The organism is Methylosinus sp. DMC45 (genome assembly GCF_056313885.1).
Genome location: NZ_JBQUZK010000035.1, coordinates 135644 through 161097 on the forward strand (window position 1 = coordinate 135644; position 25454 = coordinate 161097).

24 protein-coding genes and 1 tRNA gene are annotated in these 25454 nt (G+C 63.9%); 9 read left to right on the forward strand and 16 right to left on the reverse strand.

The genetic code is table 11. The features are described 5' to 3' along the window. Positions 1–60 precede the first annotated feature (60 nt). Genes ACT53T_RS08825 through ACT53T_RS08845 form a run of 5 tightly spaced genes read left to right on the forward strand, consistent with a single transcriptional unit; the run spans position 61 to position 5798 of the window. A complete protein-coding gene (locus tag ACT53T_RS08825) occupies positions 61–303 on the forward strand; it encodes an acyl carrier protein (protein ID WP_026191372.1) in 243 nt (80 codons plus the stop codon). Next, positions 303–1460 (forward strand): acyl-CoA dehydrogenase family protein, encoded by a 1158-nt coding sequence (locus tag ACT53T_RS08830; RefSeq protein WP_018265863.1) that lies wholly within the window; start codon positions 303–305, stop codon positions 1458–1460. The genes ACT53T_RS08825 and ACT53T_RS08830 overlap by 1 nt, the downstream gene beginning before the upstream one ends. A gap of 3 nt (positions 1461–1463) precedes the next feature. Further along, positions 1464–2375, forward strand: coding sequence for an amino acid--[acyl-carrier-protein] ligase (locus ACT53T_RS08835; RefSeq protein WP_018265864.1), 912 nt, complete (start codon positions 1464–1466; stop codon positions 2373–2375). Continuing rightward, a complete protein-coding gene (locus tag ACT53T_RS08840; RefSeq protein WP_476160928.1) occupies positions 2335–3342 on the forward strand; it encodes a DUF1839 family protein in 1008 nt (335 codons plus the stop codon). Before ACT53T_RS08835 ends, ACT53T_RS08840 begins: the two co-directional genes overlap by 41 nt. A 5-nt stretch (positions 3343–3347) precedes the next feature. After that, complete coding sequence (locus ACT53T_RS08845) at positions 3348–5798, forward strand: glycoside hydrolase family 2 protein (protein WP_476160929.1); 2451 nt, start codon at positions 3348–3350, stop codon at positions 5796–5798. 92 nt (positions 5799–5890) lie between these two features. Here the strand turns inward: ACT53T_RS08845 and ACT53T_RS08850 are convergent, their stop codons facing one another. From ACT53T_RS08850 to ACT53T_RS08890, 9 genes are all read right to left on the reverse strand, one after another. Then, complete coding sequence (locus ACT53T_RS08850) at positions 5891–6571, reverse strand: sensor histidine kinase (protein ID WP_476160930.1); 681 nt, start codon at positions 6569–6571, stop codon at positions 5891–5893. A gap of 95 nt (positions 6572–6666) precedes the next feature. Further along, complete coding sequence (locus ACT53T_RS08855; RefSeq protein ID WP_476160931.1) at positions 6667–8124, reverse strand: amino acid permease; 1458 nt, start codon at positions 8122–8124, stop codon at positions 6667–6669. A 63-nt stretch (positions 8125–8187) separates the two neighbouring features. Continuing rightward, positions 8188–8979 carry an energy transducer TonB gene (locus ACT53T_RS08860; RefSeq protein ID WP_476160932.1) on the reverse strand — a complete coding sequence of 264 codons (792 nt, stop codon included), beginning with the start codon at positions 8977–8979 and terminating at the stop codon, positions 8188–8190. Then, positions 8976–9422, reverse strand: a complete 447-nt coding sequence (exbD, locus tag ACT53T_RS08865; RefSeq protein WP_476160933.1) for a TonB system transport protein ExbD — start codon at positions 9420–9422, stop codon at positions 8976–8978. The genes ACT53T_RS08860 and exbD overlap by 4 nt, the downstream gene beginning before the upstream one ends. A gap of 6 nt (positions 9423–9428) precedes the next feature. After that, positions 9429–10223 carry a tonB-system energizer ExbB gene (exbB, locus tag ACT53T_RS08870; RefSeq protein WP_476160934.1) on the reverse strand — a complete coding sequence of 265 codons (795 nt, stop codon included), beginning with the start codon at positions 10221–10223 and terminating at the stop codon, positions 9429–9431. Beyond that, complete coding sequence (locus tag ACT53T_RS08875; RefSeq protein WP_400768420.1) at positions 10220–10903, reverse strand: Fe2+-dependent dioxygenase; 684 nt, start codon at positions 10901–10903, stop codon at positions 10220–10222. Before ACT53T_RS08875 ends, exbB begins: the two co-directional genes overlap by 4 nt. Positions 10904–10913: 10 nt before the next feature. Then, positions 10914–11597, reverse strand: coding sequence for a Fe2+-dependent dioxygenase (locus tag ACT53T_RS08880; protein WP_018265873.1), 684 nt, complete (start codon positions 11595–11597; stop codon positions 10914–10916). Between the two features lie 95 nt (positions 11598–11692). Then, positions 11693–14197 (reverse strand): TonB-dependent receptor, encoded by a 2505-nt coding sequence (locus ACT53T_RS08885; RefSeq protein ID WP_476160935.1) that lies wholly within the window; start codon positions 14195–14197, stop codon positions 11693–11695. 312 nt (positions 14198–14509) lie between these two features. Next, positions 14510–16009 carry a S10 family peptidase gene (locus tag ACT53T_RS08890; protein ID WP_476160936.1) on the reverse strand — a complete coding sequence of 500 codons (1500 nt, stop codon included), beginning with the start codon at positions 16007–16009 and terminating at the stop codon, positions 14510–14512. Between the two features lie 146 nt (positions 16010–16155). On the opposite strand from ACT53T_RS08890, the gene ACT53T_RS08895 reads away from it, so the two are divergent. After that, positions 16156–16356 carry a CsbD family protein gene (locus tag ACT53T_RS08895; RefSeq protein ID WP_024879662.1) on the forward strand — a complete coding sequence of 67 codons (201 nt, stop codon included), beginning with the start codon at positions 16156–16158 and terminating at the stop codon, positions 16354–16356. 73 nt (positions 16357–16429) lie between these two features. Here ACT53T_RS08895 and ACT53T_RS08900 read toward each other — a convergent pair whose 3' ends face one another. Genes ACT53T_RS08900 through ACT53T_RS08910 form a run of 3 tightly spaced genes read right to left on the reverse strand, consistent with a single transcriptional unit; the run spans position 16430 to position 18107 of the window. Next, positions 16430–17482 (reverse strand): MaoC family dehydratase, encoded by a 1053-nt coding sequence (locus ACT53T_RS08900; protein WP_018265878.1) that lies wholly within the window; start codon positions 17480–17482, stop codon positions 16430–16432. A 3-nt stretch (positions 17483–17485) separates the two neighbouring features. After that, positions 17486–17815, reverse strand: coding sequence for a DUF167 family protein (locus ACT53T_RS08905; protein ID WP_018265879.1), 330 nt, complete (start codon positions 17813–17815; stop codon positions 17486–17488). 1 nt (position 17816) lies between these two features. Then, positions 17817–18107, reverse strand: a complete 291-nt coding sequence (locus tag ACT53T_RS08910; protein WP_018265880.1) for a YggT family protein — start codon at positions 18105–18107, stop codon at positions 17817–17819. A gap of 205 nt (positions 18108–18312) precedes the next feature. On the opposite strand from ACT53T_RS08910, the gene ACT53T_RS08915 reads away from it, so the two are divergent. Then, a tRNA-Ala gene (locus ACT53T_RS08915) sits at positions 18313–18388 on the forward strand. A gap of 96 nt (positions 18389–18484) precedes the next feature. Here the strand turns inward: ACT53T_RS08915 and ACT53T_RS08920 are convergent. Both ACT53T_RS08920 and ACT53T_RS08925 read right to left on the reverse strand, forming a co-directional pair. Continuing rightward, positions 18485–19456 carry a hypothetical protein gene (locus ACT53T_RS08920; protein WP_476160937.1) on the reverse strand — a complete coding sequence of 324 codons (972 nt, stop codon included), beginning with the start codon at positions 19454–19456 and terminating at the stop codon, positions 18485–18487. Positions 19457–20202: 746 nt separating this feature from the next. Next, on the reverse strand, positions 20203–20442 hold the full coding sequence (locus ACT53T_RS08925; protein WP_018265882.1) for a hypothetical protein: 240 nt from the start codon (positions 20440–20442) through the stop codon (positions 20203–20205). Between the two features lie 360 nt (positions 20443–20802). On the opposite strand from ACT53T_RS08925, the gene ACT53T_RS08930 reads away from it, so the two are divergent. After that, positions 20803–21474: a hypothetical protein gene (locus tag ACT53T_RS08930; RefSeq protein WP_476160938.1), complete on the forward strand. Its 672-nt coding sequence runs from the start codon at positions 20803–20805 to the stop codon at positions 21472–21474. Positions 21475–21579: 105 nt separating this feature from the next. Next, entirely contained in the window at positions 21580–21858 is a 279-nt protein-coding gene (locus ACT53T_RS08935; protein WP_018265883.1) for a hypothetical protein, read from the forward strand. Positions 21859–21875: 17 nt separating this feature from the next. Here the strand turns inward: ACT53T_RS08935 and ACT53T_RS08940 are convergent, their stop codons facing one another. Together ACT53T_RS08940 and ACT53T_RS08945 are read right to left on the reverse strand one after the other, a co-directional pair. Continuing rightward, the gene (locus ACT53T_RS08940) at positions 21876–22739 is read right to left on the reverse strand and encodes a polyphosphate kinase 2 family protein (RefSeq protein WP_476160939.1); all 864 of its coding nucleotides are present in this window, start codon (positions 22737–22739) and stop codon (positions 21876–21878) included. Positions 22740–22752: 13 nt separating this feature from the next. Then, positions 22753–25368, reverse strand: coding sequence for a plasma-membrane proton-efflux P-type ATPase (locus ACT53T_RS08945; RefSeq protein ID WP_476160940.1), 2616 nt, complete (start codon positions 25366–25368; stop codon positions 22753–22755). Positions 25369–25454 lie beyond the last annotated feature (86 nt).

The window sequence follows — 25454 nt, forward strand, 5'->3', positions numbered from 1 at the left end:
AAATGCAGCGCGAGCGCGTATGGTGACGCTGAAACTCGAGCTTGGTCGATGGAGAAGAAGATGCTCGATACGATTAGACGACTCGTCGATGAACAAGGCCGCTTGGCCGTGGCCGCGGAGGCGATCGGCGACGACGCCGATCTCTACGCCACGGGACTCACATCCTTCGCCGCCGTCCAGCTGATGCTGGCGCTCGAAGAGACTTTCGACGTCGAATTTCCCGACCGCATGCTCAACCGTCGCAGCTTCTCCTCGATCGCCTCGATCGCCGGCTGCCTGCACGAGCTCAAGGAAGCCGCCTGATGAATGCGCCACTCGATCGCGGAGCGAATGTCATTGCGACGGCCGCCCGCCACGCCGATGACGTCGACCGCAACGGTCGCTTCCCGATCGAAGCGATTCAGGCGCTCAAGGACGCGCGCCTGCTGTCGCTGCTGATCCCGATCGAGTTCGGCGGCGGCGGAGCCTCGCTCGCCGACGTCGCCGAGATCTGCACCTCGCTCGGCCAGCAATGCGCCTCGACGGCGATGATCTTCGCCATGCATCAGATCAAGGCGTCGAGCCTCATCGCGCATGGCCGCGGCAGCGCATGGCACGAGAGCTTCATGCGCCGCGTCAGCGACGAGCAGCTGCTGCTCGGCTCCGCGACGACCGAAGGCGGCGTCGGCGGCAATATGCGCAACAGCATTTGCGCTTTCGAGCGCGACGGCGCGACATTCCGCATCGCCAAGGAAGGCGCGCTCATCTCCTATGGCGCCTATTCGGACGCGATCCTCGTCACCGCGCGCCGCGCGGTCGACGCTCCGCCCTCCGATCAGCTGATGGCCGTGCTGGAGAAGAGCCAGTATCGTCTCGACCGCACCGGCGGCTGGGACGCGCTCGGCATGCGCGGCACCTGCAGCGAAGGCTTCACCTTCAGCGGCGAGGCGCCGATCGAGCAGATCTTCACTCATGACTTCGCCGAGATCGCCTCCGAATCCATGCTCGCGACCGCGCATCTCCTGTGGAGCGCGGTGTGGTACGGCGTCGCCTCGGACGCGCTCGCGCGCGCGCAATCCTTCGTGCGCAAGGACGCGCGCCGGCATCCCAATGGCCCCGCCCCCGGCGCGCTGCGCCTCGCGGAGGCGACCGCGAAGCTGCAGCTCATGCGCTCCAACGTCGTCGAGGGGCTGAAGCGCTTCGCCAAGGCGCAGCAGAACGTGGACGATCTCAACTCGATGAGCTTCGCCGTAGCGATGAACAACATCAAGATCGGCTCGTCGCAGCTCTCGATCGAGATCATCAATCATGCGCTGCTGATCGCCGGCATCGCCGGCTACAAGAACGACACGCCCTTCAGCGTCGGCCGCCACATGCGCGACGCGCTCTCGGCGCAGGTGATGATTTCCAACGACCGCATCTTCACCAATCTGTCCAATCTGCTGCTCGCGCAGCGCATCGACCAGCGGCTGGGAGACTGACCCATGTGCCAGGCCTGCGACAGCTTTCTCGATCGCCTCTTCGCCAAAGGCGTTCTGCATGAGACCGGCGTCGACGGACTCTATGGCCGTGGACAGGCCTTCGAGGCGGTCATAGAGGGAATGGATCGGCTGATCACGCGCATCGCCGCGAATGATCGCGCCGAGGTCATCCGCTTTCCTCCCGGCATGAATCGCGCGCTCTTCGAGAAGAGCGGCTATATGAAGAACTTCCCGCAGCTCGCCGGCACGGTTCACAGCTTCGCCGGAAGCGAGAAGGACCATCTCGCCCTTCTCGACAATATTCACAACGGCGGCGACTGGACCGGCGGACAGGGCGCGACCGACATCGTGCTGACGCCCGCCGCCTGCTATCCGCTCTATCCGATCGTCGCCCGCCGCGGCCCGCTCGCGGCCGAAGGCGGCCTCTTCGACATTCAATCCTATTGCTTCCGTCACGAGCCGTCGAAAGACCCGGCGCGCATGCAAATGTTCCGCATGCGTGAGTTCGTGCGCATCGGCGAGCCGGAGCAGGCCGCGAGCTTCCGCGAATCCTGGCTGGAGCGCGCCCGCGGCTTCGCCGAGACGCTCGAGCTGCCGCATCACATCGATGTGGCGAATGATCCGTTCTTCGGCCGCGCCGGACGCATGATGGCCTCGAGCCAGCGTGAGCAGGCGCTGAAATTCGAGCTGCTGGTGCCGATCGAGAGCACGGAAAATCCGACCGCGTGCCAGAGCTTCAACTATCATCAGGATCACTTCGGCGCGCTGTGGGGCATCAAGACCGCCGCCGGCGAGACGGCGCATACCGCTTGCGTCGGCTTCGGCATGGAGCGCCTCGCCCTCGCCTTGTTCAAACATCACGGGATCGACACCAATGGCTGGCCGACCTCAGTCCGCGCTGCTCTCTCTCTCTGACGCCGAGCTCTCGCCGCTGAAGCCGGCGAAGCCACATTTCCGTCACGCGCTGCATCATGCAGAGCGTGATTGGCCGCAGACCAATTGCTATGTCGATCTCATGATCGAGCTCGTCACCATGCGCGGCTTCGAGCCGGAGGCCATGCTCGGCTTCACGCTGGCGCAGGATTTCGAAGAAGATCAGCTCACCTTCTTCAAGCCGCGCCTCGCCGATCTCGAGCGTCTCTACGGCCTTCGCGTCGAGGAGCTGGCGCTCTACGATCGGCTGGACGATCACATCGCACGTCAGACCGCGCGCGGCCGTGTGGTGATGGTGGAGGTGGACGGCTATCATCTGCCGGACACGCGCGGCGTCACCTATCGCATCGATCACTCCAAGACGACCATCGGCGTCACGGAAATCGATCTCTCCGCGCGGCGGATCGACTATTTGCACAATGACGGCTATTTCGCGCTCGACGGCGAGGACTTCGACGCGATCTTCGGCCGCGCCGGCGAAGCGCGCGATCTCGCCGCTCTGTTTCCTTACGCCGAATTCGTGCGCTTCGACCGCGAGCGCACGCATGCGGATTTGCGCGGAGCAGCGGAAGAGCTGGCGAGCGAGCATTTCGCGCGCCGCCCGAGCGACAATCCGATCCGCGCCTTCGCCGCGCGTTTCCCTGCGCTGTGGAATGTGCTGGAAGCGCGCCCTCCGTGCTTCTTCCACAGCCTCGCCTTCAACACGTTCCGCCAGCTCGGCGCCAATTTCGAGCTACTCGGCAGCCATCTCGATTGGCTGCGGCCGGGTGGCGATCTCGCCGCCGAGGCGGAGGCCTGCCGACGCATTTCGGCCGGCGCCAAGGCGATGCAGTTCCAGGCGGCGCGCGCCTCCGCGCGCAAGCGCGTCTATGATCCGCGCGAGACGCTCGACGAGCTCGCCGGCGTCTATGACGGCTTGTTCGGAGGTCTCTCGGCGAAGCTGCGCTGAGGCCGATGATGCGCGCGCGCGTCGAAGGAGAAAAGCGCCAGCGCCTCGACGCCGGTTGGACTTTCGCGATCGACGAGGCCGGCGAGTGGACGGAGCCATCCGCCATTCCTGGCGTCGCATCCTGGCGCGCGACGCGCGTTCCCGGCACGCTGGCGCAGACGCTGATCGCAGAAGGCGCGCGCTTCGACGAGCTGCCGCCGCTCGACGCCATCGACGTCTGGTACAAGACCTCCTTCGTCAATTCCGCCTCGGCAGAGCTGCGCCTGCACGGTCTCGCCACGCTCGCGGACGTCTATCTCGACGGCCGACTCGCGCTGCGCTCGGACAATATGTTCCACGCGCATCGAATAGAGGTCGCGACGCAAGGCGCGCATGAGCTTCATATTCGCTTTCGCTCTGTCGAGCGCGAGATCGCGACGAAGAGCGGCCGCGCGCGTTGGCGGCCGCGCATGATAACGCCGGCCGGCCTGCGCCATATACGCACGACAGCGCTCGGCCGCCTTCCCGGCTTCGCGCCGCCGACGCCGCCAGTCGGTCCCTGGCGCGAGATCGAGCTGATCGAGCATGGCGCACTGCGCCTGCGCAATGTGGATATGCGCGCCACCGCCCGCGATGGTCGCGCCAATCTGCGCGTGGCGCTCGAAATTTCCGGCCTCGACGATTCACCCGCGCGGCTCGTCTGCGGCGAAGCGGAGACGCCTTTCACGCGCGTCGCCGACGATCGTATCATCGCAGAGCTGTCGCCGCCCGATGCGCGGCTGTGGACGCCGCATACGCATGGCGCGCCGCACCTCTATGACGTCTCGGCGACGATCGGCGCGCATCGCATCGATCTCGGCCGCGCCGGCTTTCGCGACATTCGCGTCGATCGCGGCGCGGATGGCGCCGGCTTCGCGCTACGTGTGAACGACATGCCGCTGTTCTGCCGCGGCGCCTGCTGGACGACGGCGGACGCGGTGTCGCTCGCCGGCGGCAGAGAGGATTGCGCGCCGCTGCTGCGCGCGATGCGCGACGCCGGCATGAATATGGTGCGCGTCCCCGGCGTCACGCTCTATGAGAGCAATGATTTCTACGCGCTCTGCGACGAGCTCGGACTCTTGGTGTGGCAGGATTTCGCCTTCGCCAATTTCGATTATCCGTTTCATGACGCCGCCTTCCGCGCCAGCGTCGAGCGCGAGGCGACGGAGTTTCTGGCACGCACGCGATCCTCGCCTTCGCTCGCCGTGCTCTGCGGCGGCAGCGAGGTCTATCAGCAAGCGTCCATGCTCGGCCTCGCCGAGGCCAAATGGCGCTCGCCTTTCTTCGACGAGGCTCTGCCACAGCTCATCGAGGCGCAGCGTCCCGACGCCATCTATGTCCAGAACTCGCCCTCCGGCGGCCCCCTTCCCTTTCATGCTGATGTCGGCGTCTCGCATTACTATGGCGTCGGCGCCTATCGCCGCGGCTTGGACGATGCGCGCCGCGCCAATGTGCGCTTTGCGTCCGAATGTCTCGGCTTCGCCAATATCGCGGATGACGCCGCGCTGCGCCGCGACTTCGGCGACGCTCCGCTGGCGTCGCCTCTCTTCGCCGAACGGATCGCGCGCGACATGGGCGCGACGCAGACTTTCGGCGACGTCACCGAGCATTACATGCGCCTGCTCTATGGCTGCGATCCGTCGGCGCTGCGCGTGAGCGATCCGCAGGTCTATCTCGACATTGCCCGCGCCGCGGTGGCCGAGACGATGGAGACGACGATCGGCGAATGGCGGCGCGGCGGCTCCACGACTCATGGCGCCATCGTCTGGTTTCTAAAGGATCTGTGGCCCGGCGCCGGCTGGGGCGTTCTCGATGCGCATGGCGAGCCGAAATCCGCCTATCACGCTTTGGCGCGCGCCTTTCGTCCGCTGTCGCTCATGCTCACGGACGAAGGCGTCAACGGACTCTTCGCGCATTTGCGCAATGACGGATCGCAACGCGTCGAGGGCGAGATTTCGCTGGCCTGCTATCGCGACGGCCATGTCCCGGTGATGAAAGCGAGCCGCAGCGTCGTCGTCGAGCCGCATGGCGTCGCGACATTGCGCGACGCGGAATTCTGGGGCGGATTTTTCGACACGGCGCTCGCCTATAATTTCGGGCCGCCGTCGCATGATTTGACCGTCGCACGCTTCATCGGCGCGAATGGCGTCGAGCGGGAGGCCTTTCATTTTCCACTCGGCCGCAGCGCTGCGAAATCACAGCTCGGCTTGACGGCGGAGATAGAGGAGGACGGCAACGGATTCCTTCTCGCTCTATCGACGAATGTCGCCGCGCAATCCGTTTCTATCGAGGATGAGTTCTTTCGTCCTGCCGAAAGCTGGCTGCATATCGCGCCCGGCGCGACGCGGCGCATTCATCTCGTCGCGCGATCCGCCGATGTGAAGCGCCCCAAGGGCGTCGCGAGAGCGCTGAATGGGGAAGCGATCCGCTACGGCTAGTGTGTTTTCGAGCGAAGTGGGAACCGGTTCGCGTGAAGAACACACGTCCGAACAAAGAGAGTGATTTCGGTTCGATCCGAACCGGAATCACTCTAGCCCACATGCTCGGGGAATTCGACACGCACCAGCGTACCTTGCGGCAGACGCTCGAAGAAAGCCTCGCCCTTGAGCTGGCGCGCCAGCCCGCGCATCAGCTGCAGCCCGTCGCCCCGCGTGACATTGGCGGGATCGAAGCCACAGCCATTGTCAGCGATGGTCAGCTCGAGCCTGTCGCCGATGCGGCGCAGACGCGCCTGCACCTCGCCATGCGCGCCGCCTGGAAAGGCGTGCTTCATCGCATTGGTGACGGCTTCGACATAGACGAGGCCGACGCATTGCGCGCGGCGATAATCGAGAAAAATATCATCATCCGCTATCGTCTCTCCGACGATGCGATCGTCGAAAGCTTTGCGGCGCGCCTCGGAGAGCGCCCAAAGATAGGAGGACATGCAGATCTCGGCGTCATCGTCCTCGTCCAGCGCATTATGCAGCTCGACGGCGCTGCGCAGGCGCATGGCGCAATTGCTGCAGCCCTCGGGCCTCTCGAGCCGGCGGGACTGCGCGGAGATCAAGGTCGCCAAGGCCTGCAGATCATTGCGGACGCGGTGACGCAGCTCGCGATAGCGCTCCTTCTCGGCGCGGAGCTCGGCATGAACGCTCGCGAGCTCGGCCTCGAGCTCGGCGATTTTGTTCTTGCCCCCGACTGCCGGGGATACGCCAGCGACTTCGCTCATTCAGCCCGATCCCTCCGCGCGACGCGTCGGAGACGACAGCCCGTCGAACGGACCCATTTTTCATTTATCTGAAGCGTTCATCGCGAATTTTCAAGCTACACTTCGGCCGATTGCGCGCCGGCGGCCGCGCGCGCGAGCTTGCTGCGCTTACGGCCATAGGAGAAATAGAAGATCAGCCCCAGAGCCATCCAAATGGCGAAGCGCTCCCAGGCCGCGGCGGGCAGCTTGGAGAGAAGCCATAGGGAGAAGCCGACGCCGACGAGCGGAACATAAGGCACGAGCGGCGTGCGAAAGCTGCGCGGCGCATCCGGCCGCGTGCGCCGCATGACGATGACGGACAGGCAGATGATGACGAAGGCCGAGAGCGTTCCGATATTGACGAGCTCGGCGACCTCGCGGATCGGATAGAGCCCGGCGACGATCGCCGTCAGCGCGCCGATGAGGAGCGTCGGGCGATGCGGCGTGTGGAAGCGCGGATGCGCGTGAGAGAACCAGGCCGGCAGCAGACCATCGCGGCTCATGGCGAAGCAGATGCGCGCGCAGCCCAGCAGAAACGCCAGCATGACGCTGATAATGCCGGCGACCGCGGCGACGGAGACGACGAAGGTCGCCCAGGGAAGGCCGACGGCGGTGAAGGCCGCGGCCACCGGCGCCGGATTGTTCAGCGTGTCGTAGCGCACCATTCCGGTGAGCACGAGCGACACCGCCACATAGAGCGTCAGCGCGACGGCGAGCGAGAGCAGAACCGCGCGGGGCAGCTGGCGTTGCGGGTCTTTCGCCTCCTCGGCCGCCGTGGTCAGCGTGTCATAGCCGAAGACGGCGAAGAACACGACCGCCGCGCCCTCGACGACGCCGCCGAAGCCATAGGGCATGAAGGGCGTCCAATTCTCTAGGCGCACATGCGGCAGGCCGGCCGCGACCACCAGAAGAACCGCAGCCGTCTTCACCACCACCATCACGGCGTTGAAGCGCGCGCCCCACTCGATGCGCAGCACCAGCACGCCGGCGACAAAGAGCGCGCCCAATATGGCGGCGAGATCGACGACCCTGCCCTCCCCCGTTCCCGCCGCGCCCGAGGCCCAGACCGGCAGAGCGAGGCCCAGCTGACCGAGCAGCGCCTGCAGATAGCCGGACCAGCCGATGGAGACCACGGCGACGACGAGCGCATATTCGAGCAGCAGATCCCAGCCGATGATCCAGGCCGCGAGCTCGCCGAGCACGGCATAGGCGTAAGTATAAGCGCTGCCCGCCGCCGGAATCATTCCGGCGAATTCGGCGTAGCAGAGCGCCGCCGCCGCGCTGGCGACGCCGGCGATGAGGAAGGACAGCGAGACCGCAGGCCCGGCCTGCGTCGCCGCCACCACGCCGGTCAAGACGAATATGCCGACGCCGATCAGCCCGCCGAGGCCGATGCTGGTGAGCTGCCAAAGGCCCAGCACGCGACGCAGCTCGCTCGGCCTGCCGGACTCCGCCGCGAGCGTCTCCAGCGGCTTCACGCGCAGGAGATCATGCAGAGATGGAAGATCATGCAGGGAAAAGCGTCGCTCGGTCATGCCGTCCCTTCGGTCGGATTCGTCGCCGAAGTGTAGCATGTCCGCCGAAACGACGGATCGTCCTCAGTGCTTATCCGCCGCGCGAAACTGGACCGGCACCTCGAAGGAGAGGCCCTCGTCCGCCACGGCGGGAGGCGGCGGCGGCACCGGATCGGCGCGCTTCATCATGGCGAGGGCGGCGTCGTCGAAAATGCGGTCGCCCGCCGAGCGCTTGACGCTCGCGCTCACCACATGGCCGAGCCGATCGAGCGTGAAGGCGACGGCGACCTCGCCGGCGCGCCGTCCCGCTCCGCTCGGATAGCGCTTGGCGCGATTGAGATGCGCCATCAGCGCCTTCAGCCAGGTGAGCTTGGCCGCGCGCGCGACCTTGTCCGCGCCTTGGACGGGCGCGATGGCGCGCGGCGCCTCGGCGAGCGCATCGGTCTTGGGCGGGGCGGCCGCCTCGGAGGCGGCGGACTCGGCCGAGATCACCGGCGTCGCCTGCCGCTTGGTCGGATCCTCGACCGGCTTCTCGTGCTTTTCGGCGGTCGTGTAATCTGCGTCCTCGGCCTCGACGCGCGAGATTTTGGGATCGTCGTTTTCCTTGGTCTGCGAGGCGGCGACGGCCGGCGCGGCGGCGGCGGCTTCATCGGCCTGCGGACCGGGGGGAGCGTCGGGCGAATCCTCGACATTGGGCGCTGCGGGCGCGAGGCCGATCTCGATCGCCGGAGCGCCGCTGGCGTCATCGTCGGTCTCGATCTCGAAGACGACGAAAATAGCGGCGAGCGCCAGAAGATGCGCGGCCAGCGCGGCCAGCGCCGCGCCGGTCCAGATGCGATTGTTCCGGCCCGTGTCGAGATCGGCGGCGATCGTCATTTCGCAGCCCCGCCCGTCGTAGCCCCACCCGCGTCGAGCGCGACGAGAGAAATCTTGGCGTAGCCGCCGGAGCGCAGACGTTCGAGAATGGCCATCATCTCGCCATAGGGAACCGCCGTGTCGGCGCGCAGGAAGACGCGCTTGTCCTTGTCGCCGCCGGCGAGCGCGTCGAGCGAGGCGATGAGATCATTGCGCTTCACCGGCGTCTCGCCCAGCGCCAGAGCGAGATCGGCCTGAATGGTGAGATAGATCGGCTTGTCGGGCTTCGTATGCGTCGCCGCGCTCGCGGCCGGCAGATCGACGGGAAGATCGACAGTGGCGAGCGGCGCCGCCACCATGAAGATGATGAGGAGCACGAGCATCACGTCGATGAAGGGCGTGACGTTGATCTCGTGAGTCTCCTCGAGCGCGCCGCGCGGCGATCCTCCGATATTGCCGGCCATGGCGGCTTACTCCGCGGCGCGCAGAACGGCGGGCGCCTGCTGGACGCCGCGATCGAGATCGCGAGAGACGATGCGCAGCAGCTCGCCGGAGAGATTGGAGACGAGCTCGAGATAGGCGCTCGTCTGGCGCGCGAGATGATTATAGATCAGCACGGCGGGAATGGCGGCGATGAGGCCGATGGCGGTGGCGAGCAGCGCCTCGGCGATGCCCGGCGCGACGACGGCGAGATTGGTCGTCTGCGCTTTCGATATGCCGATGAAGCTGTTCATAATGCCCCACACCGTGCCGAACAGGCCGATGAACGGGCCGGTGGAGCCGACCGAGGCGAGCAGGCCCGTGCCGCGACGAATGGAGAGGCTCTCGGCGCGCTCGATCTCGGCGAAGCTCGACGCGACGCGCTCCTTCAATCCGCCGGCGGAGGAGAGATCGGAAGAGAGACGGAACTCGCGCAGCGCCTCGGCGATCAGCGCGCTGGCCAGAGGATCGTCGCCGCCGAGCGCGAGACGCGCTTCGGAAAGGCCGCGCGCCTCCTGCAGACGCTCGATCGAGCCGCGAATGCGCGCGCGCGCGCGCCGCAATTCGATGGTCTTGGCGATGAGCACCGTCCATGTGCCGATGGAGGCGCTGACGAGGCCCAGCATGACGATCTTCACGACGATGTCGGCGTTGAGGAACATGCTCGACACGGAGAGATCATGCGGACGATTGACGATGTCCGCGCGTCCGTCGGCCAGACAGAGAGACGTCGAGAGGAGGAGAGACGAGGCCGCGATCGCTAGCGTCTGATATGATCGTTTCATGCTTCCGCCCATATGCGAATGAGATTGTGATAGACGCCCGTCAGCTTGACGCAGGCCGGATCGCCGGCGCCGAGCCTCTCCGTGAGGCCTTGAATCGTCTGGTCCAAATCAAAAAGCAACGAACGTACCACGTTGTCGCGAATCATGCTTTGAAGCCAGAAGAAGGAGGCGACGCGCTCGCCGCGCGTCACTTCTCGCACGAGATGCAGGCTGGTCGATGGATAGAGCACGAGATGACCGGCGGGCAGCTTCACTTCCTGCGCGCCATAATGGTCCTCGATGACGAGCTCGCCGCCGTCGTATTCGTCGGGATCGGCGAGAAACAGCGTGACGGAGAGGTCGGTGCGGATGCGCACCGAAGTGCGCGGCACGCCGCGAATGGCGTTGTCGACATGCAGCCCGAAATCATGGCCCGCGCCATAACGATTGAACAGCGGCGGGAAAATCCGCAGCGGCAGAGCGGCGGAGACGAAAGTCGGACAGGCTGCGAGCGCATCGAGCACGAGATCGCCCAATTCGCGGGCGGCGGCGCCGTCTTGCGGCAGCTGCAGATTATTCTTCACCAGGCTCGATTGCGAGCCGGCCGTCGTGCGGCCGTCTTCCCACGCGTTTTGCGACATCACGTCGCGAAAATAGGCGACCTGCCGCGCATCGAGCACATCGGGTATGCAGATCAGCATGGCGCGACCCTCATACCTCGCTCCAATGGCGTATGAGATTGTGATACACGCCGCCGAGCTTCATCACATCCTCGTCGTCTCCGCCGAGCCGCGGAGCGAGCTGCTGGATCGCCGTGTCGAGATCATAGATCACGTCACGCACGCTCTCCTGGCGGATCATGCTCTGCGCCCAGAAGAAGGAGGCGACGCGCGCGCCGCGCGTGACCGGCGCGACCATGTGCAGATCGCTCGCCGGATAGACGGCGAGCGCGCCCGCCGGAAGCTTCACCTGATGAGAGTCGTAGGCGTCGTCGACGACGAGCTCGCCGCCGTCATACTCCTCCGGCTCGGACAGAAAGACAGTGACGGCGAGATCGGCGCGAATGCGCAAGCCGGTCAGCGGATCGCCGCGCACGGCATTGTCCACATGCACGCCGAAGCGATGGCCGACGCGATAGCGATTGAACATGGGCGGATAGATGCGCAGCGGAATCGCCGCGGCGACAAAGCCCGGATGCGAGACGATCGCCTGCAGAAGGCGCTCGCCGAGGCGCCGCGACAATTCGCCATTGGGCGGCAGCTGCTCGTTGCTCTTCACCGAGGGCGGCTGGGCGCCGGCGGTGGAAGCGCCGTCCTCCCATTCCGCGGCGTCCATGACGCTGCGGAATTGAGCGACCGTCTCCTTGCTCAGAACGTCCGGCACGCAGATCAGCATATCCGCACATTCCATTTTTTGCGGCGCAATGAAAAGGCGCCGGCTCCTTGTTTGAAACTTTTCCAAGGGAGCCGGCGCCTGCGACAATGTGTCCTTTAGAATTTGGCGCGCGCCTCGAACAGCACGGTGCGCCCGGGCGCCACCTGCGTGAAGGGCGTCGCCGTCTGATAGAAGGCGTCATAATAGGTGCGGTCGAAGAGATTCATGACCGAGACCTTGAGCGTGATGTTCTCCGTGACCTTGCCCTCGAGGAAGGCGTCGAAACGCCAATAGGAGGGCAGCACGGTCGGCACATTCACGAAGGGATTGGCCGCAGTCGGCGCCGGCCATCCGAGCGTTCCATTCACCGCCGTCGCGCCATTGGCGATGATATTGTTGCCGCCGTAGATTTTCGAGCGATAGATCGCCTGTCCGCCGAACTCCAGCCGATCCGCATCGAGGCCGAAGAGATCGCCGAACTCGTATTTGCTCAGCAGGCTGAAGGATTCATGCGCGATATTGGCGAGCGGCAGGCCGACATTGGTGACGATCTGCGATTGCGTGACCTTCGACTCCATGATGACGACGCCGCCGGTCACGCTCCATTTGTCGGTGATATTGCCGGCGATCTCTATATCCGCGCCTTGCACGTAATAGGCGGCGTTGCCCGTCGTCACCGAGCCGTTGACCTCGCGCGCGCCATTCACATCGGTGCGGAACAACGCCGCGGTCGCGAGGAGATGGCGATCGAACAGCTCCCATTTCACGCCGATTTCCTTGGCGTAATTGCGCTGCGGCGGGAAAATCTGCACCGCCGTGGTGAGACCGCCGTAATTGGCCGCGCCGCCGTCGAGCTCGGCGCCGACAGGATTGGCGGAGGTCGCATAGGCCGCATAGAGGCTCACTTCCGGCAGCGGCTTCAGCACCAAGCCGAAATTGTAATTCACCAGCGCCGAGTGATTGGCCGCGAAGGTCGAGTAGGACTCGTTGCGATTGGTGATCGTGTAATCGTCGAAGCGCACGCCGGCGTTGGCGATGACGATATCCTCGTAATTGGCCGTCTCGATGAGATAGCCGGCCTTGGTGTCGACGGCGACGCGCGTCACATTCTGATTGAGCGTCGGCGTGTTGAGGAAGGGAAGCGAATTGCACGGCAGATAGAGATTGCAGACCAGCGCGGAGCCGGTGGAGCCGCCGTTCAGCTCCGACGAGAGATTGGTGTAATTGGTTCTCGTCACGCCTTCGCGGCTGTATTCCGCCCCGAGCACCACTTCGTGCTTCACCGGGCCGGTGGCGAATTTGTAATTGATGTCGGTCTGGCTCGCGAGAACATTGGTCACCTGATAGCGGCTCTGCGCGCCGATGTTCACGGTTCCAGCGGCCCAGCTGGCGCTCTGCGTCAGCGTGCCGATGTAATCGATGACGGAGCGCTCCTGCCGCAGCCGGCTGGTGATCTTCAGATCGTCATCGACGCGATACTCGCCGGTGAAGGTGCCGAAATCCTGCCGATATTTCTGGTAGTCGCGATTGAGCAGCCCATACCATGTGCTGCGCGAGGTGACGCCTTCCGCATAAGGCCTGTTGGTGATGCGATTATAGGGAATGCCGAAGTCCGGCAGGCCGTTCTGATAGCTATGGGTGTAGTTCGCCGTGAGCGTGAAATTGTCGATCGGCTTGAAGACGACGGAGCCGGAGACGCCATTGCGGTCATCGGTGACATAATTGCGTCCCGCGACATTGGCGTCCTGGAACAGGCCGTTGAGGCGCACGGCGAGAATCGGGCTGATCGCCTTGTTCACATCGACGGTGATGCGCTTGGAATTGTCCGACGGGCCGCCGGAGAACTGCATATCGGTGAAGTCTCGGTCCTTGGCCGTCTTGGTGACGACGTTCAGCGCGCCGCCGGCGGTGCCGCGGCCGGCGAAGCTGGAGCCCGGACCACGCAGAATTTCCACCTGTTCCGTGTAGAAATTCTCGCGCAAGCTGACGCCCGGATCGCGCACGCCATCGACGAAAATATCGTTGCGGGCGTCGAAGCCGCGGATGAAGAAGCGATCGCCGAAGGCGTTGCCGCCCTCGCCCGAGCCGAGCGTGACGCCGGCCGTGCTGCGGGCGATCTCCTTCAGCGTGAAGGCGTTCTTATCGTCGAGCACTTCCTTGGTGAGGACGGTCACGGTGCGCGGCGTGTTGAGCAGCGGCTGGGTGAATTTGTTGGAGGACAGGCGATCCGCCTTATAGGGCGCCTTGGGATCGGCGTAAGGATTGGCGTCGGCCGGCGCGGCGCCGCCCCCTGCCCCCGCCTGCGCGCTCTGGGCGCCTTGCGCGCCCTGCTGCGGGGCGGCGGGCTGCTGCGACGGCGCATGCGCGGCGCGGCGCGGCTTGGCGGCGTGATGCGCGGTGGGCGCGGCATGGACGACGGGCTTGGGCTTCTCCTTCGGCGCGTCGACGCGCACCGCCGGGAGAGGCTGCGAGGCTTCCTGCGCCGTCGCGACGCCGACTCCGGCGGCCAGAAGCGCCGCCGCCCCCAATACTTTCACGGACGGGCCGTCGACGCGCGCGACCGACGCGGACGCCCCGCGCCGAAGGCTGCGCAGCGAAAACGGCGCTTTGATGTTGTTCATTCTGTCCTGCCCCCGTGGAATCAAATCCGGCAAAGCCGGTAAGGTCTTCCACTATGAGTATTTTCAGCTAGGGGCAGGGTCAATCGAAGGATACGCAGACTGGAAATGTTGCAAGAACGCTATTCTTGGAATGCTTACAACAAAGGCGTCTGTCTCCTTTCGAACATTGTCTGAAAGCAGCTGATTGGAATATTTCCATTTTGGAATTGGGTGAGCTTATCTCGCTCGTCTCACGTCGATTGCGCGCGCGGCGAACCTATTGTCGCACGCGCGGGCGGCGACGCGGCGCCGCCCTTCCAGCTCGGAAAACGCTTATTTTCCTTCGATCGTCTTGCGCGCCTCGTCGCGCAGCACCCGGCGGGAATCGTCGCGGATATAGGACATGTGGCCGCCGGGCGTCGTCACGAGCCGCACGCGCGGCGGCTCGCCGAAGGCGGGCAGCTGATCGAGGATCAGCTTGCTCGCATAATAAGGCGTCACCAGATCGGCGAGCCCATGGGCGACGAGCACCTTGAGGCGCGCGTCGAGAGCGAGCTCGTCGCGCAGCGTCGAGACCGCCTCCGCATTGGCGCGGCCGCCGCGGCCGAAGTCCCAGTCGCGTGCAACCTTGTGATTGAGAATCTCATAGCGCGCGTCGCCGATCGGCCATTGCAGCTTCTCGATCGTGACGCGCGTCATGGCGGCGCCGAGCGGCGCGGCGAGCGCGTCGAGCACAGGATCGGACCAATCGCTCTCGCGCGAGAAGGGCCGCGGATCGAAGCCCGTGATCTCGCCGTCATAGGCGCTGGAGACGAGATGCGAGGCGCGCAGACGATCGCGCAAAAAAGTCTTCAGCGAGACGCGGCCGCCTTCCTCCGTCACGATGCGGGATTCGAGCCCGGTGAAGCGCGCGACATTGGCGTCGAGACGCTCCAGCGCCTCCTTGTCGCGCGGGCCTTTGAGCAGATCGACGAGAAACTCGCCCGAGGCGTAGGCCTCGACATCGGCCAGCTCGGCGCGCTGCTTGGCGTCGCGCGCCACCGCCGCATAGGACGGCAGGCGGCCCGCCAGCGACAGGAGATTGCGCGGGCTGTCCAGCCAGGCGAAATCCAGCGCCGGCGAGATCAGCACAAGGCCTTCGACGCCTATGCTCTCGCGCTCGCGCAGCGCATGGGCGAGCTCGACGGCGCGAAAGCCGCCATAGCTCTCGCCGACCAGAAACTTCGGCGAAGCGATGCGCCGATGCGTCGCCAGCCATTTGCGCACCACGACGGCGAGCGCTTCCGCATCGCCTTGCGCCGAGAAGAAGTGCTTTCGCGTCTCCTCATTATCGGTGAGGAATTTGCTGTAGCCCGTGCCCGGCGGGTCGATGAAGACGAGATCGACGAAGGGCAGCCAGCTCTCGGCATTGTCCACGACGACGGGCGGCGCGGAAGGCGACAGCGGCCCTGCGCCGAGCGACAGTCGCCAGGGCGAGAGTCCACCGAGGCCGAGCCAGGCCGACGCCGCGCCCGGCCCGCCATTGAAGACGAAGGCGATGGGCCGCGCCGTCGCATCGACGTCGGAGCGCTCGTAGGACACGAAGGCCACATCGACACGCGGCGCGCCGCTCTGGGCGTCGCGCAGCCGCACCGCGCCGGCGCGGGCGAGGAAGGCCAGCTTCTCGCCGCGAATCGACATGGAATGTGTGGTCGTGACCTCGGTCGGAAGGCCTTGCGACGGGTCCGAAGCCTCCTCGCTCTCCTTCTTCTGCGCCGCAGGCGGCGCGGCGAGGCTCGAGGAGCCAGCGAGACACAGCGCCAGCGCGAGCGCAATCCAGGCTTTCGCAATCATGTGACGACCTTTCATTTCACGATATCGAACAAATAGCGCCGCGCTCCAGCGGAGCGAAGAGCGATGGAACCATCTCCATCGACAAGAATTGTCATCCGATCCTGCGGCGCTCGCAAATAGACGCGCCCCAGCAGAGGAGAATAAAGATGGAATGGAACCAGATCCAAGGCAATTGGAAGCAGGCGACGGGCAAGATCAAAGAGAAATGGGGCGACTTGACCGATGACGATCTGACCAGAATCCAGGGCAAGCGCGACCAATTCGAAGGCGAATTGCAGAAACGCTACGGGAAAAGCAAGGAAGCCGTTCAAAAAGACGTGGATGAATGGCTGAAGACGCTCCATTGAGCGACGCCTCTCCACTGCGCTCCCAGGGGAGAGACAAAACGGCGGCCGGTTCTCCGGCCGCCACCCCTTTTCGTCAGCGCGGCAGAACCGCCCAATAGTCGAGATCGAGCAGAACGGCCGGATGCGGCTTGCCCTCGGCAGTGGTCAGCGGGAAATCCGCCGGCGGATGATCCTTGGTGGCGACGAGCCGCAGGCGCAGCGCGCCAATGTCGGAACGGCCGGGAATCTCGGCCTTGTCCAGCACTTCCGACCAGGCGAAGACAGTGCCGCCGGCAAACAGCGGATTGACGTGGCGGCCGCCATTCACCGCGGCGATGTGGAAAGCGTTCTCGAGACCGTTGAAAGAGAGCGCGCGGGCGAGCGAGATCACATGCCCGCCATAGATGATGCGCTTTCCGAACCGGCCTTGCGCCTCGTAATATTGGTTGAAATGGACCTTGGAATTGTTCTGGTAGAGGCGCGTCGCGATCTGATGCTCGGCCTCCTCCACGGTCATTCCGTCGATATGGTCGATCTTCTCGCCCACTTCGTAATCGCCCCAGAAATAGGGCGAGCCGGCCAAATCCTTGTCATAGGCGGCGACGTTTATCGCCGGCACGGCCTTGCCGAGATCGGCGGGAGCGACGGATTTGGGCAGCGTCGGCACGACCTCCGGCCCGACCGGGGCGTCCTTGTCGCGCTTCTTCACCATCACCCAGCGGGCGTAGTCGAGCACCGTCTCGCCGCGCTGATTCTTGCCGGTGGAGCGCACATAGACGACGCCGGTCTCCTTATTGGAGTTCTCCTTGAGGCCGATGACCTCGGAGGTCGCCGTCAGCGTGTCGCCCGGATAGACGGGCGCCAGAAATTTGAAATCCGCATAGCCGAGATTGGCGATGGCGTTGAGCGAGACGTCCGGCACGGTCTTGCCGAGCACGAAATGGAAAACCAGAATATCGTCGATCGGCGCTTCCCTATAGCCGATCGCCTGAGCGAAAGCCGCCGAGGATTGGACGGCGAAGCGCGGCAGATAGAGCGCCGTGTAGAGCGCGACGTCGCCCGCCGTCACCGTGCGCGGCGCGGCGTGGCGGATCACCTGACCCAGCGAGAAATCCTCGAAAAAATTTCCGACCTTCGACTTGCTCATGCCTCAACCATTTCTTGTCGCGCCGGTCTTCTCCAGCGCTGCGAGGAGCCGTGCGGGATCGCCCGCGATGAAGAGCTTTTTCAGCCGCGCCGTGTGACCGGAGGCGATCGACACGGTTCTGCGCGGCGCGCCGATCGTCTCGGCCACCAATTCGACCAGCGCGTCATTGGCGCGCCCATCCTCCGGCGCCGCCCGCACCCTGGCCTTGAGCACCGCCCGACCATCGGCCAGACGCTCGACGCCTTCCACGGCGTCGCGGCCGCCCTTGGGCGTCAGCCGAACCCACAGAGCGACGCCGTCGCCCTCCGCGCTCCAGGCCGCGGCCTCTGTCATGTCAGCCTAGGCCGCCGAGCTGGCCGGCGACGAGATTGCGCAGAAATTGCAGCGCGAGCAGCAGGATGATGGGCGAGATGTCCATTCCGCCGAGGCTCGGCACGACGCTGCGAATCGGCCGCAGCACCGGCTCGGTCAGCGCGTTCAGCGCATTCCACAGCGAGTAGACGACGCGCGATCTGGTGTTCACCACATCGAAGGCGACGAGCCAGGACATGACCGCCATTGCGATGACGACCCACCAATAGAGGTCGATGATCGTGAAGATGAGATTGGCCACGGCATATTGCATCGTTGCGCTTTCCAACGGTCGAATTCGTGAGAATTCTCTATCCTTCCTGCTCCGCCGCCGCAATCCCCGCGCGGACGGGCGCCACGCGCCGAATGCGAAAGGCTCCGGCTCGGCCGTGGGAACGGGTCATTTCGGGACGGGGAACGATTTCGACGCGGAGCGGATTGACAGCCGGATAGGCGCCGAGTAATCAGCGCCTCGGAACGGGGCTGTAGCTCAGATGGGAGAGCGCTGCAATCGCACTGCAGAGGTCCGGGGTTCGATTCCCCGCAGCTCCACCAAGTCCCCCATGCCTTACGGCACGTCGAAACCTTTCGATTGGTCCTTCCCGGAGACCTGGGAACTGTAGCAACCTCCGCTGATGCGAGATTCCATACTCAACGCGGGGCGGAACGATTCGGACCTCGAATCGATTCGTCCACTTGCACAAAAAAGCCAAGGCAACGGAAGCTGTCGTCGAATTCCGTTTGAAACACGAAATCTTCGGTCGATACCTCGAGGGTCGAGACCGTCTCGCCTTGAAACTCAACCGGGACCTCCAGCTGGAACTGCGTCCATACTTTTCTGGATAGCGTCGCCTTATAGACGCGCCACGCCGCTTTCAACGACACGATCTGTTCGTCTCTGGCTCCAGCCAAGGTCACACTCAGCAGGCCGTTCTCGATTTTACATGCGACCGTCGCTGTCGACCCGGCCGGCCGGGCACGCCCCAACGCCGGGTCGGCGACGGTCGTGAACAGACCGCTTTGATCCGGCACTTCGCAATTATGCATGTGATCGAGGCGGCCAAGATGATCAAAATGCAGATAATTCCTGTATTTGAGAAAGGCTGGACTACCAGGTGCAAATTTTATGGAACGCGCCCCCGGCGGCGTATCGGTAAGGAAAAGGCGAAACTGATCAACGCCATAGTCCTCTGCTAATTTTAATGCTGCGTCTATTTCCTCATCCGAATCATTCCAATAAAATACCAAATATCTCCAGACGACCTCCGGCCTTGATAATTGCATATTTCGCTTTGACTCACATATATTACGTAGCCCATTGAGCGCTTGACTTACTTTCCCTCCGACATGGTATTTCTCATACGAACTCTGCGTAACGCCACTGATAGTGAATATTATTCTGTCCGGTTGCGCACCTACAGTATTAACTGCTCTCGATTTAAGAGATAGCGGTATCCCATTTGTTCCGGCAACAATCATAGCATTTGGACAATTATCCCTAACATATCCAATCATATCCTCCGCTTGACGATGCATAAATGTTTCCCCATAATTATACATATGAACGACATTTAAATGATTCTTCAATTCATCGACGACACGCTTGAATGCCTCGAAATCCAAAACGTTTTCGTCTCTTGTCTTTTCGAAAGAATTATTATTAGGGCCACAGGCCGGATTTAGACATTGTATATTACATTTTACAAACGCTTCAACAACAATTGAAGATGGGTAATGTGCTCTCGCTGCAGGCGGAGAATCGGCCGCGCTCACTCTACGATAGTGACCACAATCCCGACACCGATGCCCATTCCACAAATTATTCCGCATCTCAGAAAATTCTGATCTCTTGTATATTGTTCTAATATTGTCTAAATGAATATTTCCAAAACTCCTCTGGCCATGCGGATCATCTAAACCACAGCTTATGTTTCCATCACAATGCAATGTGATGGAATTTTCAATCCATTCACATCTATAATTATATCCGTCTGACTCTAACATAGACAGGCTAGGCCGCGGATCTTTTAGATTGTACCGCTTGCCCTTTCCAAGCGCAGCATATTCAGTAGATCCAATAATCTGCTCCGTTAGATAATTTATGTCTCCCCCAGAATCTAAAAACGCCTCGCAGTTGCTCTGAGCTTCCGGTTCCGGCAATCTGCCGAGTAAGTTTTTATACAAATTTATTATTTTTGATGTGTTTGCTGACATCTCTGAGCCCGCTTGGGAAAGAATCTACCCATCACCTCCTATCAGCTCTGAGACATGATTGCCATTTTCACGTAGCGGGGATCACATGACGCGTTCCACAGAAACGCGTCATGTGATCGGAACTCGACCGACCGTCACTCAGGCCCGCTAGATCATCACGCCCTGGAGGTCGGGACGCGCTCGTCGAAGCGGCGGCGGGGAAAAGCCGCGCGGAACAGCATAATGACGAGATTGAGCAGGACGAGCCCGACGAGCAGCGTCAGCGCCCAGTCGCCTATGCTCGCGGTCGCGGGCGTCTGCAGCACCGAGTTGAGCGCGGTCTCGCCCTTCGCCCATACGCAGCTCACCGCCTCGCAGAATGTCATCGACGCCAGCGGCTGTTCGCAGGACTCCATGATACGGCTCCCGTTTTCATACGTATCGCGATGCAATTAGCGGCGCTGGCGGCGAGTTCAATCCTGCATTCGGTCGCCGACGTCAGGCCGCGCTGCGGCGGGAGGTGGGCGCGGCGCCGCAGCGCGAAGTGATTCGCACGATAAAGTAGAGATTTGCCGGGCGGCTTCTATCGGCGCGTGCGGCAGAGTAACAAAATTGTTACCGCACGAGCATTTTCTCTCGACATCGGCTAAGTATTCGCCCACTCTACCAGCGTTCGGAATTTCCGTTCATCCTGGGAAAGCTCGGAGCCGGCCGACCGATTCGGACGAATATCGTCCGGCGGAAGCTGTTTTGCCCCCCATCGCCGCCGGAGACCCATGCGCCGCATCGTCCGCCCTTTCGTCAAGGAATTCAAATCTCGCTCCGCCAAGGCGGCGGCGGGACGTCTCGGCCCGCTCGATGAGGCGACGCCCGAGTCCAAGCCCGCTTTTCTCGATCTTTCGACCTTCGCGCCGCGAGTCGTGGAGCGCGAGGTTCATCACGACGACAGCTATGAAGCCGCGATGAAGGCGGCCGATCTCGTCTTCGGCAAAAAGGCCGAGCCCGCGACGACGGCGGAGGCCGCGCCCGGCGCGACGACGACCGGCCGCGTGCTTCCGAGCCTCATAGAAATCGTCGCGCCGCAGCCCGAGCCGGAGGAGCCGGTTCGCCGCGGTCCCGGCCGTCCGCGCGGCGTGAAGAAAGCGGTCGAGCCCAAGATCGAGGCCGAGATCGAAGCTACGACGCCGGCGCCGGCGCGCGCACGCCCTGGCCGTCCGCGCAAGACGGCGGAAGCGGCTCCGGCGCCCACGCCGCGGCGCGCGCCCACGCCCGCTCCGGCGGCCATTGTCGCGCCGCGGCCGGCGCCGATCGCCATCCCGGTCGCCGCTGTGGAGAGCGAGCCGAAAGGCCGCCGCGTCCGCCGCCCCATTCAGCTGCGCTGGGTCCTCGACAAAGAGCTGCGCGCCGGCGAAAGGTGGAAGCGTCGCCTCCCCGAGGCCGCTCGCTGACCAGTTGCGAGCGCCGTCTTTCGGCAAGACGGCGCTAACCTTCGGCTACGCCATTCGCTCAAAATCCTTGCTCCTCGGGCCGATCGGCGTCATATACGGAGAGCGATGACGGACGCTCAAGAAACCACGCTGATCGAGGCCTTGAAGAAGGTCGATGCGCATGGCGACATTGCGCCGCCGCATGTGCAGGATCCCATGACCATGGCGCTGCGCCAGCGCGCCATAGCGGCCGATCTCATGCGGTGGGACGACAGCCGCGGCCGCTATGTGCTCACCGGCACCGGCCGCAGCCGCATCAGCGCCCGCAATCGCGCCCCCGGCGCGGTGCTGCGCTTCCGCCGCCGCGACGAGAGCGACGGCGCCACGCAACGCAAGGCCGACTGAGGCGCGACCGCCTCCGCCTACTTCCCCTTCCCGAAGCTTCCGTTTTTCGCGTCGGCCACGGCCGCGTGATATTTCTTCGTGATCTGCGCCAGATCGACGCGCGTCGGCGGCAGCTTCAGCCCCATCTCGTCCAGCGTGTCGACGACGATGCGCGAGATCACGAGATCGCGAAACCATTTGTGATTCGACGGAACCACGAACCAGGGCGCCTGCTTCGTGCTGGTGCGTGACAGCGCTTCCTCATAGGCCTCCACATATTGCGGCCAATATTCGCGCTCCGTGTAGTCGCTCTCGCTGATCTTCCAATTGCGCGCGGGATCGTCGAGCCTCTGCTTGAAGCGCGCGAGCTGCTCCTCCGGGCTGATGTGGAGATAGAATTTCAAAATCTTCACATTGCCGTCGCGCGTCAGCAGATGCTCGAATTCGTTGATCTCGTCATAGCGTTTCGACCACACGTCCCGCGGCACGAGCTTATGCACGCGCACGACGAGAACATCCTCGTAATGCGAGCGGTTGAAGATGACGACGTCGCCCTTGGACGGCGCATGGGCATGGATGCGCCAGAGAAAATCATGCTCATGCTCGATCGGCGTCGGCTGCTTGAAGCAGGCGACGGAGACGCCCTGCGGATTCATGCCGGAGAACAAGTGACGGATGGTGCCGTCCTTGCCGGCGGCGTCGAGCCCCTGCAGCACGATGAGCAGCGCCTGTGAGCCGTCGGCGTAGAGCAGATATTGCAGCTTGGCCATACGCTCGACATGGTCCTTGATCTTGGGCAGCGCCTCCTCATGGGACTTGTGCTTGCCCGTGTCCGAGGGGTCGTAATCGGAGAGGCGGAGCTTTCCGCCCGGCCCGACCGCATATTTCTCACGCCAATCCATCGGCTCTTCCCCTTCAATTGGACTTTTGCGTCGCCAGCACGAGCCCGCCGGCGAGCGGCCGCTCCACGGTGGCGACGCTCTTCTCCTGACGCCTCATGCGATGGTCCACGACGCGCGCCACGATCTTGCGCACCAAGCCGAGGATGAACATGAAGGCGATGCAATAGGCCCAGACGATGCCGATGAGCCGCAGCGAGATCGGCGGCACGAGCCAGCCGAAATAGCACATTGCGGCGGCGAGAATCTGCGTCGCGACGATCGCCAGCAGCAGCTTCCACGCCGGAAACGGCGGCATGAAGAACCAGCGCCGCGTGCGCGCGACCAGCAGCAGCAGATGGCCGCCGACGACCAGCTGCAGGAACATCATCGTCTGCAATTGCTGCGGCGTGAACAGCTGCATGGCCTCTTTCAGCGGCTCGTGCGCGAGAGCGCGAACGCCGATGAGCAGCAGCCCGAAGGATTCGATGACGCAGACGAGGCCGAGCATGGTCGCGATCGCCAGCAGCCGCGGCATGCGCCAGCGTATCGGCCGCGGCTCCACCGGCGTGTTGTCATAGGCGATGGTCATGATCGGCGCGTCGTCGAGCAGCGACATGACGACGATCATCGCCGCGGTGAGCGGCGTGAAGCCGAGGAACACGCTCGACAGCACGACGACGAACATGATGTCGATCGTCAGCGCCACGCGATAGGTGGTGTAGGATTCGATGCGCCCGAAGATGCGCCGCGCCTCGTCTATGGCGCTGGAGATCACCGAGAGGCCCGGCGCGGTGAGAATCAGCGCCGCGGCGCCGCGGGCGGCGTCGGTGGCGCCGGAGACGGCGATTCCGCAATCGGCCTGCTTGAGCGCCGGCGCGTCATTGACTCCGTCGCCGGTCATGGCGACGAGATGGCCGCGGTGCTGCAGCGCCTTGACGATCGCATATTTATGCTCGGGAAACACGCGCGCGAAGCCGTCCGCCCGCTCGATCGCGTCGACGACATCGACGGAGAGATGATTGGGGTCGAGATCTTTCGGGAAGATATCGGCGGCCGCGACAATGTGATCGCCGAGGCCGAGCTGACGCGCCGTCTCTATGGCGATCGCCGTGTCGTCGCCCGTCACCATCTTCACCACCACGCCCTTGGCGCGGGCGGCGGCGATGGTCGCCTTGGAATCGGCGCGCGGCGGATCGAACATGGGCAGCACGCCGAGCAGCCGGAAGCTCGCGCCATCGTCCTCCGAGCGCGCCACGGCCAGCGAGCGCGAGCCCTTCTCCGCGAGCTCGGCGACAATGCTCTTCACGCGCTGCGCCACGCCGGCGTCGGGATGGACGAGATCGACGATCGCCTGCGGCGCGCCTTTGGAGACGATGATCGATTTGCCCTGGGCGTCCGTGACCATCGCCTGGGTGCGCTTGCTCACCGGATCGAAGGGCGTGAATTTGGTCATCGAATAGGCTTTGAGCGCATCCTTGTCCTTCAGCGCGTCGATGCAGGCGGTGTCTATGGCGTCGCGATCCTCGAGCTTGGAGGCGAGCGCGGCGGCGAGAATGCAATCCTGCGCGTCCTTGGAGTCGAAGAGGATCGGCTCACTCAAGGTCAGCTGATTCTTGGTCAGCGTGCCGGTCTTGTCGGAGCACAGAATGTCGACGCCCGCCATCTCCTCTATCGCCGCGAGCTTGGAGACGATCGCCTTCTCCTTGGAAAGCGCGAGCGCGCCGAGCGCCATCGTCACCGAGAACACCGCCGGCATGGCCACAGGAATGGAGGCGACCATCAGCACCAGCACGAATTGCAGGATGGAGAGCGCATCCGCCATGCTCCAGTCGTCGGCGACGACGAGATCGCGATAGACCTTCACCGCGACGAGAACCACCGCGAGCGCGACGGCGACGACGATGAGAAAATCGCCGATCTCGAACATGGCCTTTTGCGCATGGCTCACCGCGCCGGCGCCGGCGACGAGGCTCGCCGTGCGGCCGAAGAATGTGTTGCCGCCCGTCGCCGTGACGACGCCGATCATCTCGCCCTGCTTCACTATGCTGCCGGAATAGGCCACGTCGCCGACCTTTTTGGCGACCGGCAGGGATTCGCCGGTCAGAGCCGCCTGGTCGATCGAGGCGTAATCGCCGGCGACCAGCCGCAGATCGGCGGGAACGACCACGCCGAGCCTGATCTTCACGATGTCGCCCGGCGCCAGCTCGGCCGCGGGCTTGGCGCTCCAATCGCCGTCGCGCAGCACCGTGGCCTCGGGCGCGAGGCCTTTCTTCAGCGCCGCCAATGCGTTGGAGGCTTTGCGATCCTGCCAGAACTCGAGGCCCGCATTGAACAGCAGCAGGGCGAGAATGATGGCGAAATCATTCCAATGGCCTATCAGCGCGGAGACGAGCGCCGCCGCCTCGATCATATAGGCCATCGGCCCGGCGAAATAGCCGAGGACCTTGCGCCACAAGGGAATGCGCTTCTCGGGGAGCGCATTGGGGCCATAGGCTTTCAGCCTTCGGCGCGCCTCCTCCGGCGAAAGCCCGCGCTTGGGATCGACGCCGAGCCGCGTGAGGACCTCGTCCAGCGGCATTTTCCCGTAATCTGCGGCCGCCGGCGGAACATCCGCGGCATGAGTCGGGCGCGTCCTGGTCGTCAGCGACATGGCGTGTCTCTCGTTCGGATGGCCTCTCGATGGCGCGCTCGCGACGGCGAGCGCCCTGCTGACATAGAGCCGCGCGCGCCCGGAAA